This window comes from Actinoallomurus oryzae (assembly GCF_039541955.1).
Classification (GTDB): Bacteria; Actinomycetota; Actinomycetes; order Streptosporangiales; family Streptosporangiaceae; genus Actinoallomurus; species Actinoallomurus oryzae.
Window position 1 is genome coordinate 135,912 of record NZ_BAABHF010000010.1, and the last position, 15,546, is coordinate 151,457.

The following is a 15,546-nucleotide window of genomic DNA, read 5'->3' on the forward strand; positions in this document are numbered from 1 at the left end:
GCATGAGGTCGGCGGTCGCCCTGGTGGTGCTCGCCGGCAACATGGTCGCGACACCTCCGGCCGGTGGCCACCGCCTCATCCTGGGCACCGTCGCGCAGACGCGGCAGGAGGTCCAGCAGCGGGAGCAGGAGGCGGGCCATCACCTGACGGGCATGCGCGTGTTCCGGCGCTGGGGCGAGCCGCTCTTCACCGCCGACCAGCAGTGGGCCAAGAAGACCGGCCATGTCGTGTTCCTGTCGATCAAGTCGCGGCGTACGAACGGCGCGCTGATCAGCTGGCGCGACATCGCCTCCGCGCGGCGGGGCAGCCCGCTGCAGAAGGACATGCTCCGGCAGGCGGCCCAGATCAAGCGGTTCCGCGCGGTCGTCTACGTGGTCTTCAACCACGAGCCCGACGCCAAGACCTCCCGCCCGATGGGCACGCCGGCCGACTTCATCGCGGCCTGGCGTCATCTCGTCGGCACCTATCGCGCCGCCGGAGTGCGCAACGCCCGCTACGTGTGGACGCTGACCGGCCCGGCCTTCGGCGCGAGCGCGGGCAACGGCCTGACCCGCGCGGACACCTACTACCCGGGTGACGCCTACGTCGACGACATCGGCGCCGACACCTACAACTGGAACACCTGCCACTCATCGTCCGGCGCGTGGCAGGGCCCCGCGGAGCTGCTCGAACCCCAGCGGAGGTTCGGCCTCCGGCACCCGGGCAAGGGCCTCATGCTGCTCGAATGGGGCACGGTGGAGGACCGGGCCCGGCCGGACCACAAGGGCGAGTGGATGCAGAACCTGACCCGCCTGCTCGCCACCCCCGCCTACCGGCAGTACCGCGCGGTCCTGCACTGGGACGATCGGTTCACCAAGCTGATGGCCGGCACGACGTGCGACTTCGACAACCGCACGTCGGCCGGGGCGCAGTCCGCCTGGCGGGCGATGGCGGCGGCCCCGGTGTTCTCCGCGCGGTCGGCCTGCGACATCGGCGACTGCCCGGCCCGGCGCCGGCGCTCACGGTCGGCGTACGTGCTGGCCGCGGTCGCGGCGGCGACCGTCCTGGCCGGCCTGGTCACCGTCGGGCTCCGCAGGCGGTCGGTGCGTCACGTGCGAGCGCGGCCGGCGTCGCCGGTGAAGTAGCCGTAGCGGGCGAGCAGGGGCAGGGTCAGACCGGTCACCAGCCGCCGCCGGGTGCCGTTCAGCCGCGTCCGCCACGCCTCGTCCGCGCGCAGCTCGACCCGGCCGGTGCGGAACCTCATGGGGTTGCCGGCCACCTGGTGGTTCGGGCTGAGGCGCACGGCCACGTCCCCGTCGAAGGGCAGCGGAACCGTCGGCTCCAGCCCGGCGAAGACCGCGATCTCGCGTACGGTCTCGGCGGGCGCGCGCATGAAGTCCTCATAGCGCACGCGGAGTGTCGGAACGCCCCGCCGGGCGAGCGCCCCGAACCCGAGGTTCTGCGCGTCCCAGTGCAGAGCGGTCTTCCCGGCGGACCAGCGGGCCATGTACGCGCCCTCGGCGGAGCCGTCGACCGCCTCCGGCCGGGCGACGGTCTTGGACCATGAGTACGCGACCGCGCGCGCGTCGCGTACGACGTGCAGGACACGCAGATCGATCGCCTCGGACCAGCGCAGGCAGGAGGCGAGGGAGACGTGCTTGCTCGAGTCCACCACGACGTCACACCCGCTCACGTCCTGGACGGCCTCGTACAGGCGCCGGTACACGTCGTCGTGGTCGGCGACCCGCCGCCGCAGTCCGGCGCCGAGAGCCGGCCCGGCCAGCAGGGGAACGAAACGGGTGCGGTCGACCGAGTCCTTCAGCGCCTGGAACGCCGCGATGTCCATCTTCGGCCAGCCACCGAAGGCGGCGTCCCCGACACGTCGCCAGAACTCGCATTGGGAGAACGGCGCGCCGCAACCGCATCGCTCGTCGTCGACCAGCCCGCGCTGCCACAGATGGACGATCTCCCCGATCCCGCAGACGCCCGGCAGCTCGCACAGGATCCGTTCGAGGAGCGTGGAGCCGCTGCGCCCCAGCCCGCCGATGAACAGGACGCGAGGACCGGTTCTGCCCGCCATTGAGAAGTCTCCAAGGATCGTCATGCTGATCGCCCCGCCCGCGGCGCGGCGCCGGGGTCCGCTCAGCGTATCCGTGCGGCGGCGGGTTTCGGCTCCTCACGTCCTTACGGGCCCGAGCATCGCTAAGCTCATTCTCTGCCGCAGAATCGACCAGGAGTTGACCCCCCTATGGACATCCGCGTACGCCGCGCCCTGTTGCCCGCCGTGCTGGCGGCCGCTCTTCTGCTCCTCGCGGGCTGGCACGCCGTACCCGCCCACGCGGTGAGCATCGATCCCGAGCTCGTCGCGGAATCCGTCTCCGAGGACGGCTACTACGTCGACTCCAGCGCGTCCTATCTCAAGTCCGACGCCGACCTCGACAAGCTGCGCGCCGCCATCGAGAGCGCGGGCCGCGCGGGCGTCGTCGTCCTGCCCGCCGGCACCTCCACCGCGCCGGTGATCAGCCGGCTGAGGCAGGAGCCGAACCGCACCTACCTCATCCTCACCGGCACGCGCCTGCAGGCCTTCTCCAACGCCCTGCCGAGCTCAAAGGTCAACGGCCTGCTCTCCCGCGCCAGGAAGGCGGGCAACCCCAAGTCCGAGGTGCTGACCTTCCTGGATCTCATGAGCGGCAAGCACCCGACCGTCAACCCGCGCAAGAAGGCCGTCGCGCAGCCCAGCACGGACGCATCGGCCGGTGGCGCGACCGACCAGCCCAGCACCACGCCGGTCGCCGCGGCCAAGAAGGACTCCGGCGGCAACGGCGTGCTCTACGGCATCGTCGGCGTCGTCGTCGTGCTCGTCCTGGCCATCGGCGGGTTCCTCCTGTGGCGCCGCAAGCAGGGTTCCTCCGGGGGCCCGGGCCCGGACGCCCCCGCGGCGATCTGACCGGCCGGCACAGGCCTCGGGGCCGCGGACCGATCGCGGTTCGCGGCCCATCACGGGTTCATGGCATGATGAGCGCGTCAGCCCGCGCTGAGGAGAGGAGGTGGCCCGATGCTCGCCGTTCGTGACATCCGGGCGTTCCTCCTCGTCGCCTCCACCCGCTGACGACCGCCGGGGAGACGCCCTCCGATCCTGAGGATTCGAGGACTCATGTCCGTCTCTCCCTTCCGCGTCGACGTCTCCGATGACGTGCTCGCGGATCTGCGTGACCGCATTCGCCGTACACGCTTCACTCCTGCGTCCAGCCCCGAGCCGTGGGCCGCGGGCACCGACCCGGACTACCTGCGATCGCTGCTGGAGCACTGGGCCGACGGCTTCGACTGGCGCAAGGCCGAGGAGGAGCTCAACCGCCTGCCGCACCACCGGGCCGACCTCGGCGGGCAGCGCATCCACTTCGTGCACGTACGCGCGGCGGGCGGGCGGCCCGCGCTGCCGCTGATCCTGACGCACGGCTGGCCGAGCAGCTTCGTGGAGATGCTGCCGCTCGTGCCGCTGCTGACCGACCCGGCACGCTTCGGCGGCGACCCGGCCGACGCGTTCGACGTGGTCATCCCCTCGCTGCCCGGCTTCCTGTTCTCCGACCTGCCGCCAGGTCGTCCCATGACCGAGCGGAGCGAGGGAATCAAAAGACATGCCCCTGTGGTCACTCCTCCCGACGGAGGAGGGCTCATGACCCGTCAGACGACGGCGGAGACCTGGCACCGGCTGATGACCGAGGAACTCGGGTACGCCCGGTACGGCGCCTTCGGCGGCGACATCGGCGGCGGCGTGACGAACTGGCTCGCTGCCCTCCATCCCGAGAGTGTCGTCGGGATCCATCTCATCCATCCCAGCGCGCCGGCGGACCAGGACGACCTCACCGACGCCGAACGCGCGTGGGCGGAGGCCCTGGACGCCTTCGACGAGAAGGACCGCGGCTACAGCGAGATCATGTGCACCCGTCCGGACACGATCGCGGCGGCGCTGCAGGACTCCCCCGCCGGGCTGGCCGCCTGGATCGTGGACAAGTACCGCGACTGGAGCGACTGCGGCGGCGACCTGGACAGCCGGTTCGACCGCGACGACCTCCTGACCGTCCTCACGCTGTACTGGGCGACCGGCACCATCGGCTCGTCGTTCCGCCAGTATTACGACTGGTTCGCCACGCCCGCCCGGCCGGTCGTCACGGTGCCCACCGGAGTGACGATGAGCGCCGAGCCGGTCTTCCGTGACATGCCGCGGTCGTTGGCCGAGCGTGGCTACGCCGACCTGCGGCAGTGGCGGGGCCCGACCGTGGGCGGCCACTTCATGCCGATGGAGGAGCCCGCGCTCCTCGCCGGGGACCTGCGCACCCTCTTCCGCTCGCTGCGCTGATCTCCATGACCGCCCGGTGGCGATCGTCACCGGGTGGTCAGCCGGTCGCCGAGTTCGCTACGGCGGTACAGGACCTGCCGTCCGTCGCGGGCCCGGGTGACCAGGCCCGTGGCGTACAGCACGCGCAGGTGCTGGGACACGGCGCTCGGGGTGACGCGGAGGCGACGGGCGATCTCCACCGTGGGCAGCGGTTCTTCGAGCAGCCCGAGCAGCCGCGCCCTCGGCCTGCCGATGAGCGAGGCGAGAGCTGTCGCGTCGGCGGGAGGGGGCGTGGCCCACAGCGTCGCCACCCCGCGGCTGGGATAGGCCAGCATCGGCGGCTCCTCGGGGCTCACCGGCGGCGCGGGCTTGTGGGAGAAGACGGACGGCACCAGCAGCAGTCCCCGTCCCGCGGCCGTGACCCGGTGCCGGCTGATCATCTTGTCGATGTGCAGCACTCCGTCGTCCCAGCGCAGGTTCGGGTGCATGTCGGCGAACAGCAGCCGCGCGCCGCCGAGGGCCAGTCGCCGCGCACGGTAGGTCATGTCGGCCTCCAGCACGAGCCGCATCCGCGGCCAGGCGGGCTCGACGGCGAGTTCCCAGTACCGCTGGACGAGGTCGCAGATGGCGTCGCAGAGCCCGGCGACGCGCTCCTCACCGGCCGTAACCTCGCGCAGGGCGGCGGGGACCGGATCCGGCGCGTGTGCGGCGAGCAGGTCGCGGCGGACCAGGCCAGGGCCGGTCCGGCGGACGACGGCCAGTTCGTCCTCGAACGCCGCGGCGAAGGTGACCGGTCGCGGGGTGAGGAAGTCGGGCAGGGTGCGGCGCGGGCCGACCAGGGACATCAGCAGCTCGGTGTCGAGCGCGCCGATCCGGCCGAGGACGGACCGCCGCCAGGGCAGGTGCAGCGCGGACAGGCTCGGATCGCGGAGCACGCGGAGGCTGAGCACGGTCTCGTGCAGGGGTGAGAGGGCGAACCGGGTGTCGGCGAGGTCCTCGACGCCCAGCACAAAGCTGATCATTAAGTCATACGCTACATCGATTGGCGGCGGGACGCCGGTGCCGTGGACTTCGCTCCATGACCGTTACCGATCGACGTCCGGCGGCCGTGCCGGACGAGGACCTCGCGGAGGTCCGGCCGAGCCGCCGCATGATCCTGCTCCTGGCCCTCACCTGCGGAGTGGCCGTCGGCAACATCTACTTCCCGCAGGCGATCAGCCCGTCGGTCGCCGCCGGCCTGCACATCGGCGCCGGCTCGGCCGCTCTGGTCGTGACCGCGACGCAGTTCGGCTACGCGGCCGGGATCTTCCTGCTCGTCCCGCTCGGCGACCGGCTCCCCCACCGCGGCCTGGTCGTCGCCCTGCTCGGCCTCACCGGGACGGGACTGCTCGGCGCGAGCGCCGCGCCCGCCCTTCCCCCACTCGCCGGCGCGAGTGCTCTCATCGGCCTCGCGACGGTGGTGGCCCCGATCATCGGTCCGATGGCCGCCGGACTGGTACCCGAGGACCGACGCGGAGTGGTCAGCGGCACCCTCCTGAGCGGCTCCATCGGCGGCATGCTGCTCTCCCGCACGATGGGCGGGGCGCTGGGCGAGTGGCTGGGCTGGCGGGCCCCGTACCTGCTGGCCGCCGCGCTCTCCCTGACCCTTGCGGCGGTCCTCGCCCGGACGCTGCCGCGGACGTCCCCGCCGTCGGGGCAGCGGTACCCGGCGCTCCTGTCCGCGTCGCTGCGCCTGTTGCGCGACGAGCCGGAGCTCCGCCGGTCCTGCTTCTACCAGGCCACGATCTTCGCCGGGTTCTCGGCCGTCTGGACCGGCGTCGCGCTCCTGCTGACCGGCCCGGCGTACGGCCTGAGCATCCGGGCGGTCGGAGCGCTCGCCCTGGTCAACGCCGGGACCATGGTCTGCACGCCGATCGCGGGACGCCTGGCCGACCGCCACGGGCCCGACGCGGTCAACCTCGTGTGCATGGTCGGCGTCATCGTCTCGGCTCTCGTCCTCGCGGGCGGCGCCCGGGGCGGGACGGCCGGCCTCACGGCACTCGTGCTGGGCTCACTGCTGCTCGACGTCGCCATGCAGTCCGGGATGGTCGCCAACCAGGTACGGAACTACGCCCTGCGGCCCGAGGCCAGGAGCAGGGTCAACACGGCGTACATGACCTGCGCCTACCTCGGCGGCAGCGTGGGCTCCTGGCTCGGCGCCCGCGCGTACGGCCGGTTCGGATGGTGGGGCGTCTGCGGGCTCGCCGCGCTGCTCGCCGTACTCGCCCTGGTCCGTCACGTCGCGGCGCCGCGCACCCGCGGATCCGGGCGCGGCGACGGCGTGGAAGGATCGAAACGTCCCACGATGTCGACCGCCGGTCACCCGGCGGAGGTGAGGTTCGATGTCCCCGAAGATCGCGACCGCTGACCGGGTCGACCGCGACGCGCTGCTCGACTTCCTCCGCCCGCGCCACCACGGACTGCTCGCCACGACCCGCTCCAGCGGGCGCCCGCAGCTGTCCCCGGTGTCCTGCGGGGTCGACGGTGAGGGCCGCATCCTCGTCTCCACCTACCCCGAACGCGCCAAGGCCCGCAACGCCCGCCGCGACGAGCGGGTCTCCATCTGCGTGCTGTCCGACGACTGGAACGGTCCGTACGTCCAGGTCGACGGCCGTGCCGAGGTGCTCGACATGCCCGAGGCCGAGGACGACTTCGTCGAGTACTACCGGTGCATCGCCGGCGAACACCCCGACTGGGACGAATACCGCCAGGCGATGCACCGCCAGAACAAGTCGCTGATCCGCATCACCATCGAGTCATGGGGCCCGATCGCCACCGGAGGCTTCCCGCCCGGCCGCGTGTAGACGTCCGCGGCGGATCGGACCGAGCGGTCTCCGGGGACGTGTGTTCCCGCTACCCGCAGGTCTTCGCGGCCGGGGGCAGATCTTGACCTCGGGATGGCGCGACGACGGCCTGTCCAGCAGCGGCTGCGGCTGGTGCCGCAGATGCCGGTCGAAGAACGCGCCGACGTAGGCGCGGGCGGCCTCCAGGGCACGGGCTCCCGACAGGTCGGGGTTGTGGTGAACGCCGAGCTGCTCGACCCGCAGCAGATCATTGGTGAGGGACGCGTGCTCCGCGCCGGACACCACGAGCCAGCGCCGCCATCCGGTTACGAGCTTCGTACGCGCGAGTCCGTCAGCAGGGCCTCGACGGCGCCCGCGCCTCCCACGGAGTGGCCCGCCATGGCGATCCGGGACGGGTCGATCAGCGCGGAGCCCTTCCACTTCGGATGCGGCCCGATCAGTTCGTCGAGCGACACGTCGGCCGCCCGCGTCCGCATCAGTTTCTGGCTGAACTCCTCGCCCTTGCCGGCCTCGCAGGCGACGCACGTGGTGACCGGCCGTCGGGGAAGGCCGTGGCGAGGCTCTCGTACGTCTGGTCGATGCCGACCACCGCGTAGCCGTGGGCGACTGGGGCAGCGGGTGGCCACCCCTTTCGGGGGACGCCACGGGCGTGCAGGTTTCCGCGGGCACGCTGATGCGCCGCACGACGTGCCCGGAGGCGTCGATCGTCTCGCAGGTCTCGACGGAGCGGTCCGAGTGCGGCGAGCGTCGAGTCGGTGAGCGTCCGGGTCACGAACGTCCCGATGCCCGGGCGCGGGGCCACCAGCCCCTGGGGTTCCAGCTCCCGGCAGGCCTTGAGCACGGTGTTCGGGTTGATCGCCAGCTGGGCGACGACCTCCTTGACCGTGGGCAGCCGGTCGCCCTCCCGAAGCAGTCCCAGGCGCAGTGCAGGGCGCACCTGCTGCACGAGCTGCTGGTACGGCGACGTCAGTGATCGCCGGAGAGTGTTCGGCCCGGACCTGGCCGATGGCGGAACCGAGGCGGCCGCGTTTCAGCGTGCCGCATGGTCATGGCAGGTCCGGGCCTGGTTGACCGCTCAGCGCGCGGTCAGCGGCTCTCCATGATCATGCCGGCGGCGACGGTCGCGTTCGTCGCCTCGTCGATCAGGATGAAACCGCCGGTGTCGCGGTTGCGGCCGTACGCGTCGGCGAACAGCGGCTGGGTGACCCGCAGCGTCACCCGGCCGATCTCGTTGAGCTCCAGGCGCTCGGCGTCCTCGTGCCGGTGCAGGGTGTTCACGTCGAGCCGGTAGTGCAGGTCGCGCACCATCACCCGGGCCGTACGGGTCGTGTGCTTGATGACGAGCTTGCTCCGCGGCGTCAGGGTCCGCTCGTCGGACATCCAGCAGATCATCGCGTCGACGTCCTGCGTGACCTGCGGCTTGTTGTGCGGCCGGCAGATCATGTCGCCGCGGGAGATGTCGATGTCGTCCTCGAGCAGCAGCGTCACCGACATCGGCGGGTAGGCCTCGTCGATCGGGCCGCCCGCGGTGTCGATCCGCTTGATCCGCGTGGTCAGCCCCGACGGCAGGTGCATGACCTCGTCGCCCGGCTTGAGCACGCCGCCCGCGACCTGCCCGGCGTACCCGCGGTAGTCGTGCAGCTCGGGGTCGGTGGAGGCCTGGGGGCGGATGACGTACTGCACCGGGAACCGCACGTCGATCAGGTTGCGGTCGGAGGCGATGTGGAGGTTCTCCAGGTGGTGCAGCAGCGACGGCCCGTCGTACCACGGGGTGTTCGCCGACCGCTCGACCACGTTGTCGCCGTGCAGCGCGGAGATCGGGATGAACGTCAGGTCGCCGACCGACAGCTTGGCCGCGAACGAGGTGAACTCGTCCTTGATCCGCTCGAAGGTCTCCTGGTCGTAGTCGATCAGATCCATCTTGTTGACCGCGAGCACCAGGTGCGGGACGCGCAGCAGCGTGGTGAGGAACGCGTGGCGCCGCGACTGCTCCAGCAGGCCCTTCCGTGCGTCGATCAGGATGATCGCCAGGTCGGCCGTTGACGCGCCGGTCACCATGTTCCGGGTGTACTGGATGTGCCCCGGAGTGTCGGCGATGATGAACTTCCGCCGCGGCGTGGCGAAGTAGCGGTACGCCACGTCGATCGTGATGCCCTGCTCGCGCTCGGCGCGCAGGCCGTCGGTGAGCAGCGCGAGGTTGGTGTACTCCTCGCCGCGGTCGCGGCTGCTGCGCTCGACCGCCTCGATCTGGTCCTCGAAGATCGACTTGGAGTCGTACAGCAACCGCCCGATGAGCGTCGACTTGCCGTCGTCCACCGACCCCGCGGTGGCGAGCCGAAGAATGTCCATGCTCATTGGTCCCTCAACCGCTCCTCACTCGCTCCGCGTCCGGCTTGCTCCGCGGCGCCGCACACTGCGCTCGCTCGTCGGGATCGGTCCATGCTCATTGGTCCCTCAACCGCTCCTCACTCGCTCCGCGTCCGGCTTGCTCCGCGGCGCCGCACACTGCGCTCGCTCGTCGGGATCGGTCCATGCTCATGGTTAGAAGTACCCCTCGCGCTTGCGGTCCTCCATGGCGGCCTCGCTCGTGCGGTCGTCGGCGCGGGTCTGGCCGCGCTCGGTGATCCGCGTCGCGGCGATCTCGGTGATCACCTCGTCGAGGCCGGTCGCGGTCGACTCGACGGCACCGGTGCAGCTCATGTCGCCGACCGTGCGGTAGCGGACCATGGCCTCGAAGGGCGGCTCGTCGTCGCCGCGATTGGAGTACGGGCTGTCGGCGAGGAGCATGCCGTCGCGTTCGAACACCGTGCGGGTGTGGGCGAAGTAGATGGAGGGGATCTCCAGCTCCTCGCGCTTGATGTAGTCCCAGATGTCCAGCTCGGTCCAGTTGGACAGCGGGAACACCCGGATGTGCTCACCTTGGCGGATGCGGGTGTTGTACAGGCTCCACAGCTCGGGCCGCTGGTTCTTGGGGTCCCACTGGCCGAAGTCGTCGCGGAAGGAGAAGACGCGTTCTTTGGCGCGGGCCTTCTCCTCGTCGCGCCGGGCGCCGCCGAACGCGGCGTCGAAGCGGTGCTCCTCGATGGCGTCCAGCAGTGTCGTGGTCTGCAGGCGGTTGCGGCTCGCCCGGCGTCCGGTCTCCTCCACGACGCGGCCCTTGTCGATCGACTCCTGCACCGAGGCGATGACGATGCGGATGCCGAGTTCGCTCACCCGGCGGTCGCGGAACTCGATGACCTCAGGGAAGTTGTGGCCGGTGTCGACGTGCATCAGCGGGAAGGGGATGCGGGCCGGCCAGAAGGCCTTCTCGGCGAGGCGCAGCATGACGACGCTGTCCTTGCCTCCGGAGAAGAGCAGGACGGGTCGTTCGAACTCGGCCGCGACCTCGCGGAAGATGTGGATCGACTCCGCTTCGAGTACGTCGAGCTGGGACGTCCGATAGTCACGGGCGTCAGCTGTGCTGCGCTGCATCGCGTTAACACTCCCGGGTCGGTTCGTTACAGGACCGCCCGGATGCCGGCGAGCAGCGTTGGCGCCAGTTCCGGGTGGCAGACCAGAATATCTGGCAGGTTGGTGTCCTCTTGGTTGTAGGTCAGCGGTGACCCGTCGATCCGCGAGGCGTGGGCGCCGACCGCGTGAGCGACGGCGACCGGGGCGGCGGAGTCCCATTCGTACTGTCCGCCGGCGTGGACGTAGGCGTCGACGTCGCCGAGCAGCACCGCCGCGACCTTCGCTCCGGCCGATCCGAGCGGCACCAGTTCGACCTCGGCGTCGAGGTGCTCGGCGAGGCGCGTGGTGAACTCCGGCGGCCGGCTGCGGCTCACCGCCACCCGGATGTGCCCGGTGTCGACGCTCGGAAGCTCGAAGGGCTCGGCGGTCGAGAGCGTACGGCCCTGCGAGGGAAGTGCGACCGCGCCCGCCGCGAGCCCGCCGGCCGCGCCCTCGTCACGCTGCCAGAGCGCGACGTGGACCGCCCAGTCTCCGCGCCCCTCCTCGGCGTACTCCCGCGTGCCGTCGAGCGGGTCGACGATCCACACTCTTTCCGCGTCGAGGCGCGACAGCTCGTCCTTGCCCTCCTCGCTGAGCACGGAGTCGCCGGGGCGCTGTCGCGCGAGCGCTTCGGTCAGGTAGACGTGGGACTCGCGGTCACCGGCGTCGCGCAGGGCCTTGAGGTCACCGAAACCGCGGTCGGCGCGCAGCCGGAGCAGCAGCGCACCCGCCTCGGTCGCGAGATCACGGGCGAGGGCATGATCGTCGTGCGTCACGTACTTCTCTCTACGTCAGTAGGCGCCGGAGCCTCGGGCCACCGCGGACCAGGTCTTCCACAGGATCTGCAAGTCGAGGGTGAGGGACCAGTTCTCGACATAACGCAGGTCCAGGCGGACCGATTCCTCCCACGATAGATCAGAGCGCCCGCTCACCTGCCACAGACCGGTCATGCCCGGGCGTACGACGAGCCGGCGGCGTACGTCGTCACCATACTGGGCGACCTCATCGGGAAGCGGAGGGCGGGGGCCCACGAGCGACATGTCACCGCGCAGCACGTTGATCAGCTGGGGCAGCTCGTCGAGGGAATAGCGGCGCAGCCAGCCGCCCGTACGGGTGATCCGCGGGTCGTTTCTGATCTTGAAAAGGACGCCGTCGTGGTCGTTGTACTGCACCAGGGCGGCCTTGCGGCGCTCGGCGTCGGGAACCATCGTGCGGAACTTCAACACCGTGAACTCACGGCCGTCACGGCCGACCCGCACCTGCCGGAACAGCGCCGGGCCCTTGCTGTCAAGGCGGATCGCGACCGCGATGCAGGCCAGCACGGGACACAGGAAGATGAGCGCGAGACCCGCGCCGACGCGGTCGAAGGCGCTCTTGGCCAGGCGGCGCCCGCCGGACAGCTCGGGGTGCTCCACGTGCAGGAGCGGCAGGCCCGCCACCGGGCGGATCGAGGTGCGCGGGCCGGCGACCTCCATCAGCGCGGGCGCCACGACGAGGTCGACGGCGTCCTTCTCGAGCTGCCAGGCGAGCCTGCGCAGCGCCACGCCGTCGAGCTCGGGGCAGGCCAGCACGGCGACCGTACAGGCGTGGATGCGTTCGACCACGGCCGCGACCTGGGTGAAGTCACCGGCGACCGGCACGCCCTCGACCTCGGTGACGGCGTCATCGCCCGTGGTGAGCATCGCCGGCAGGCACGCGGCGGCGATCTCCATACCGTGGAAGGGCTCGCGCCGGAGCTGGCGGATCAGGTCGGCGACGGCGGCCCGGTGGCCGACGACCACGACGCGTCGCATGTACTCGCCGGCCTTGCGCCGCCGGTGCAGCCGCTTGCGCAGCTGGTAGCGGCCGTACAGGTCGAAGCCGGTGGTGAGGGGCAGCGCCGCGATCACGTAGCCGCGCGCCACCTCGGTCTTCGTGGCGTACGCGAGGATGGCGACGCTCGCGGTCAGGGCGAAGCCGGACTGCAGGATCCGGCGGAACTCCTCCGGCCCCACGCCGAACATCGGCTGTTCGTAGCCCCGGGCCAGGGCGAGCGCGCCGGTCCACAGGAACGGGAGGGCGAAGCTGAGTTCGATGTAGGGGGTGCTCCACGGGTCGCCGAAGGAGGAGAAGCGGAACCGGATCATGAAGGCGATCAAGCCTCCGAGCAGCGCGGCGACGAAGTCGAGGCCGAAGGCCTGCCGCGCATAGCGCGATGTCCAAGCCGCGACCTGTTCCCTGCTACCGCCCATGGGCCGAGCCCTTGGCCGCGCCTCTTCGACGACCGCCATTTCACCCCTCGCCGAACGTCACTTTCGCCTGATACTGATGCATGACGCTCGTTAGCCACCTGAGGTTCACGAGTTCGTCCTCGGTGTGGCACATATCCTAGAGTTCGCCCCTGCCGCTGGAGGGGACATCGCCACCTTCGGCCACCTCAGTCCCGCCGGACCTCAGGGTTCGCCGTGGAAGGTGTTCTGCGCCCGCTCCAGGCCCTGCGTGATGAGCGCCTCGACGGCATCCGCGGCTCGCTCGGCGTTGAGGTCCAGTTCCTTGCGCTCGGCGGCGGAAAAGTCGCGCAGGACGAACGCCGCGGCGTCCATCCGGCCCGGAGGCCGTCCGATGCCGAACCGCACGCGCAGATAGTCACGCCCGCCCATGCTCTTGGTGATCGAGCGCAGGCCGTTGTGGCCGTTGTCGCCGCCGCCCCGCTTCAGGCGCAGCGTCCCGTACGGGATGTCGAGTTCGTCGTGGACGATGACGAGCCGCTCAAGCGGGATCTTGTAGAAGTCGCAGAGGGCCTTGACCGGTCCGCCGGACTCGTTCATGTACGACCGTGGCTTGGCGAGCACCACCCGGTGGCCGGCGAGCCGTCCTTCGACGACGTCGGCACGCGCGCGGTGGGACTTGAACCGGCCGCCGGCCGTGCCGGCCAGGACGTCGAGCACCATGAAGCCGGCGTTGTGCCGGTTGCCGGCGTAGCCGGGGCCGGGGTTGCCCAGCCCGACCACGAGCCACGGCTCGTCCGAGGCCATCGTTCCTCCGCAGGTGAAAACGCGAAAGGCGCCCCCGGAGAGGCGCCCGTCGCACTCGTGAGCCTGAGAACCCCCGGGGGCTCTTACTCCTCGCCGCCCTCGGGCGTGGCCTCGGCAGCGCTCTCGCCCTCGGCGCCGCCCTCGGCCGCCTCGCCCTCGCCGAGCTCGGCCTCCCGCTGCGCGGCGGTCGGCGCGGCGATGACGTGGAGGACGAGCGTGTCCTCCTCGGCGTCGAGCGTCGCGCCGCTCGGGAGCGGGAGGTCCTTGGCGAGCAGCTGGTCGCCGATGGCCATGCCCTCGACGTTGACCTCGATCGCCTGCGGGATGTGGGTGGCCTCGGCCTCGAGTGACACCTGGACGAGCTGCTGGTCGAGCATGCCGTCCGGCGCGACCTCACCGGTCACCTGGACCGGCACCTCGACGGTGACCTTCTCGCCGCGCTTGACGACGAGCAGGTCGACATGCTCCAGGAAGCCCTTCAGAGGGTCACGCTGGACGTCCTTGGGCAGAGCCAGCTCGTCGCCGCCGTCGAGCCCCTGGAGGCGCAGCAGCGCGTTCGGGGTCTTCAGCGCGAGCATCAGCTCGTGGCCCGGCAGCGTGATGTGACGGGGGTCGGTGCCGTGGCCGTACAAGACGGCGGGCACCTTGCCGGCCCTGCGAGTGCGCCGCGCGGGGCCCTTGCCGAACTCGGTGCGGGGCTCGGCGGCGATGCGTACCTCGGACACGGCAAAACTCCTCGTTGGATCAAGCTAGTCAGTGCTACGTCGACGGGATCAGTCGAAATGTCGGTGCTCCGAGCGGCAGCGGACCGGGTCTGGTCGGCCGCGCGACACAGCGTCGGACGCACACGGTCAACCAAGTCTAGCCGATCGTCCTTCCCATTCGTGCCGGGAGGCGATCGTTGTCAGCTGTGGCCGCCGAAGAGGCTGGTCACGGACCCGTCGCTGAACACCTCGTTGATCGCTCGGGCGATCAGCGGGGCGATCGAGAGCACCGTGAGCTTGTCGAACCGCTTGTTGTCCGGGATCGGCAGCGTGTTGGTGAGGACCACCTCGGAGATCCGGGAGTTCTTCAGCTTGTCCACCGCCGGGCCGGACAGCACACCGTGCGTGGCGGCGACGACCACGCGGGCCGCGCCCTCCTCGAACAGCGCCTCGGACGCCTTCACGATCGTGCCGCCGGTGTCGATCATGTCGTCGACGACCACGCACGTACGGCCCTCGACCTCGCCGACGACGTCGAAGACCTTGACCTCGTTGGCCACGTCGGGGTCGCGGCGCTTGTGGATGATCGCCATCGGACAGCCGCCGAGCTCGTCGCTCCAGCGCTCGGCCACGCGCACCCGCCCGGCGTCGGGCGCCACGACGGACACCCCGTCGGTGTCGAGCTTCTCCTTGATGTAGGCGGTGAGCAGTGGCAGCGCGAACAGGTGGTCCACCGGGCCGTCGAAGAAGCCCTGGATCTGCGCGGTGTGCAGGTCGACCGCCATCAGCCGGTCGGCGCCCGCGGTCTTGAACAGGTCCGCCATCAGCCGCGCGGAGATCGGCTCACGGCCGCGGTGCTTCTTGTCCTGCCGGGCGTAGCCGAAGAACGGGGCGACCACGGTGATCCGCTTGGCCGACGCGCGCTTCAGCGCGTCCACCATGATCAGCTGTTCCATGATCCACTGGTTGATCGGCGCGGTGTGGCTCTGCAGGACGAACGCGTCGGACCCGCGGACCGACTCGTTGAAGCGGACGAACGTCTCGCCGTTCGCGAAGTCGTACGCCGACGTGGGGGTCGGCTCGACGCCGAGCGCCTCGGCCACCTCCTCGGCCAGCTCGGGGTAGGCGCGGCCGGAGAAGAGCATCAGCTTCTTCTCACCCGTCGTTTTGATGCCGGTCAC

16 protein-coding genes are annotated in these 15,546 nt (G+C 70.9%); 5 read left to right on the forward strand and 11 right to left on the reverse strand.

Annotated features, from left to right (window positions below):
• The first annotated feature begins 2 nt into the window (after nt 1-2).
• Nucleotides 3-1,124, forward strand: coding sequence for a glycoside hydrolase family 26 protein (locus tag ABEA10_RS05500; protein ID WP_345458303.1), 1,122 nt, complete (start codon nt 3-5; stop codon nt 1,122-1,124).
• Here the strand turns inward: ABEA10_RS05500 and ABEA10_RS05505 are convergent.
• On the reverse strand, nt 1,088-2,059 hold the full coding sequence (locus ABEA10_RS05505) for a sulfotransferase domain-containing protein (RefSeq protein ID WP_345458304.1): 972 nt from the start codon (nt 2,057-2,059) through the stop codon (nt 1,088-1,090). The two genes, ABEA10_RS05500 and ABEA10_RS05505, sit on opposite strands and share 37 nt — an antisense overlap.
• Nucleotides 2,060-2,227: 168 nt before the next feature.
• Here ABEA10_RS05505 and ABEA10_RS05510 point away from each other — a divergent pair, with 168 nt between their 5' ends.
• Together ABEA10_RS05510 and ABEA10_RS05515 are read left to right on the forward strand one after the other, a co-directional pair.
• Nucleotides 2,228-2,926 carry a hypothetical protein gene (locus ABEA10_RS05510; protein WP_345458306.1) on the forward strand — a complete coding sequence of 233 codons (699 nt, stop codon included), beginning with the start codon at nt 2,228-2,230 and terminating at the stop codon, nt 2,924-2,926.
• A gap of 207 nt (nt 2,927-3,133) precedes the next feature.
• Nucleotides 3,134-4,336, forward strand: a complete 1,203-nt coding sequence (locus ABEA10_RS05515) for an epoxide hydrolase family protein (RefSeq protein WP_345458308.1) — start codon at nt 3,134-3,136, stop codon at nt 4,334-4,336.
• Between the two features lie 26 nt (nt 4,337-4,362).
• On the opposite strand, the gene ABEA10_RS05520 is transcribed toward ABEA10_RS05515, so the two are convergent.
• A complete protein-coding gene (locus ABEA10_RS05520; protein ID WP_345458310.1) occupies nt 4,363-5,337 on the reverse strand; it encodes an ArsR/SmtB family transcription factor in 975 nt (324 codons plus the stop codon).
• Between the two features lie 56 nt (nt 5,338-5,393).
• Here ABEA10_RS05520 and ABEA10_RS05525 point away from each other — a divergent pair, with 56 nt between their 5' ends.
• Both ABEA10_RS05525 and ABEA10_RS05530 read left to right on the forward strand, forming a co-directional pair.
• Nucleotides 5,394-6,722 carry an MFS transporter gene (locus tag ABEA10_RS05525; RefSeq protein WP_345458312.1) on the forward strand — a complete coding sequence of 443 codons (1,329 nt, stop codon included), beginning with the start codon at nt 5,394-5,396 and terminating at the stop codon, nt 6,720-6,722.
• Entirely contained in the window at nt 6,697-7,158 is a 462-nt protein-coding gene (locus ABEA10_RS05530) for a PPOX class F420-dependent oxidoreductase (protein WP_345458314.1), read from the forward strand. The genes ABEA10_RS05525 and ABEA10_RS05530 overlap by 26 nt, the downstream gene beginning before the upstream one ends.
• A 305-nt stretch (nt 7,159-7,463) precedes the next feature.
• Here the strand turns inward: ABEA10_RS05530 and ABEA10_RS05535 are convergent, their stop codons facing one another.
• The 9 genes from ABEA10_RS05535 to ABEA10_RS05575 form a co-directional block, all read right to left on the reverse strand.
• Nucleotides 7,464-7,634 carry a hypothetical protein gene (locus ABEA10_RS05535; RefSeq protein WP_345458316.1) on the reverse strand — a complete coding sequence of 57 codons (171 nt, stop codon included), beginning with the start codon at nt 7,632-7,634 and terminating at the stop codon, nt 7,464-7,466.
• Entirely contained in the window at nt 7,634-8,128 is a 495-nt protein-coding gene (locus ABEA10_RS05540) for a GntR family transcriptional regulator (RefSeq protein WP_345458999.1), read from the reverse strand. The genes ABEA10_RS05535 and ABEA10_RS05540 overlap by 1 nt, the downstream gene beginning before the upstream one ends.
• A 116-nt stretch (nt 8,129-8,244) precedes the next feature.
• Nucleotides 8,245-9,513, reverse strand: coding sequence for a sulfate adenylyltransferase subunit CysN (cysN, locus tag ABEA10_RS05545; RefSeq protein WP_345458318.1), 1,269 nt, complete (start codon nt 9,511-9,513; stop codon nt 8,245-8,247).
• Between the two features lie 186 nt (nt 9,514-9,699).
• Nucleotides 9,700-10,629, reverse strand: coding sequence for a sulfate adenylyltransferase subunit CysD (gene cysD, locus ABEA10_RS05550; protein WP_345458320.1), 930 nt, complete (start codon nt 10,627-10,629; stop codon nt 9,700-9,702).
• Nucleotides 10,630-10,655: 26 nt separating this feature from the next.
• Nucleotides 10,656-11,423, reverse strand: a complete 768-nt coding sequence (locus ABEA10_RS05555) for an inositol monophosphatase family protein (RefSeq protein WP_329242395.1) — start codon at nt 11,421-11,423, stop codon at nt 10,656-10,658.
• A 15-nt stretch (nt 11,424-11,438) separates the two neighbouring features.
• Nucleotides 11,439-12,917, reverse strand: a complete 1,479-nt coding sequence (locus tag ABEA10_RS05560) for a sugar transferase (protein WP_425550872.1) — start codon at nt 12,915-12,917, stop codon at nt 11,439-11,441.
• Between the two features lie 162 nt (nt 12,918-13,079).
• Nucleotides 13,080-13,661, reverse strand: a complete 582-nt coding sequence (pth, locus tag ABEA10_RS05565; RefSeq protein ID WP_345458325.1) for an aminoacyl-tRNA hydrolase — start codon at nt 13,659-13,661, stop codon at nt 13,080-13,082.
• Between the two features lie 83 nt (nt 13,662-13,744).
• Nucleotides 13,745-14,386, reverse strand: a complete 642-nt coding sequence (locus tag ABEA10_RS05570; protein ID WP_345458327.1) for a 50S ribosomal protein L25/general stress protein Ctc — start codon at nt 14,384-14,386, stop codon at nt 13,745-13,747.
• A gap of 179 nt (nt 14,387-14,565) precedes the next feature.
• Entirely contained in the window at nt 14,566-15,546 is a 981-nt protein-coding gene (locus ABEA10_RS05575) for a ribose-phosphate diphosphokinase (protein ID WP_329242405.1), read from the reverse strand.

Excerpts from the sequence above, each read along its gene's own strand:
- ABEA10_RS05500 (WP_345458303.1), top strand. The coding sequence starts at position 3 with ATGAGGTCGGCGGTCGCCCTGGTGGTGCTCGCCGGCAACATGGTCGCG.
- ABEA10_RS05505 (WP_345458304.1), bottom strand. The coding sequence starts at position 2,059 with ATGGCGGGCAGAACCGGTCCTCGCGTCCTGTTCATCGGCGGGCTGGGG.
- ABEA10_RS05510 (WP_345458306.1), top strand. The coding sequence starts at position 2,228 with ATGGACATCCGCGTACGCCGCGCCCTGTTGCCCGCCGTGCTGGCGGCC.
- ABEA10_RS05515 (WP_345458308.1), top strand. The coding sequence starts at position 3,134 with ATGTCCGTCTCTCCCTTCCGCGTCGACGTCTCCGATGACGTGCTCGCG.
- ABEA10_RS05520 (WP_345458310.1), bottom strand. The coding sequence starts at position 5,337 with ATGATCAGCTTTGTGCTGGGCGTCGAGGACCTCGCCGACACCCGGTTC.
- ABEA10_RS05525 (WP_345458312.1), top strand. The coding sequence starts at position 5,394 with ATGACCGTTACCGATCGACGTCCGGCGGCCGTGCCGGACGAGGACCTC.
- ABEA10_RS05530 (WP_345458314.1), top strand. The coding sequence starts at position 6,697 with ATGTCCCCGAAGATCGCGACCGCTGACCGGGTCGACCGCGACGCGCTG.
- ABEA10_RS05535 (WP_345458316.1), bottom strand. The coding sequence starts at position 7,634 with ATGCGGACGCGGGCGGCCGACGTGTCGCTCGACGAACTGATCGGGCCG.
- cysN (WP_345458318.1), bottom strand. The coding sequence starts at position 9,513 with ATGAGCATGGACATTCTTCGGCTCGCCACCGCGGGGTCGGTGGACGAC.
- cysD (WP_345458320.1), bottom strand. The coding sequence starts at position 10,629 with ATGCAGCGCAGCACAGCTGACGCCCGTGACTATCGGACGTCCCAGCTC.
- ABEA10_RS05560 (WP_425550872.1), bottom strand. The coding sequence starts at position 12,917 with ATGGCGGTCGTCGAAGAGGCGCGGCCAAGGGCTCGGCCCATGGGCGGT.
- pth (WP_345458325.1), bottom strand. The coding sequence starts at position 13,661 with ATGGCCTCGGACGAGCCGTGGCTCGTGGTCGGGCTGGGCAACCCCGGC.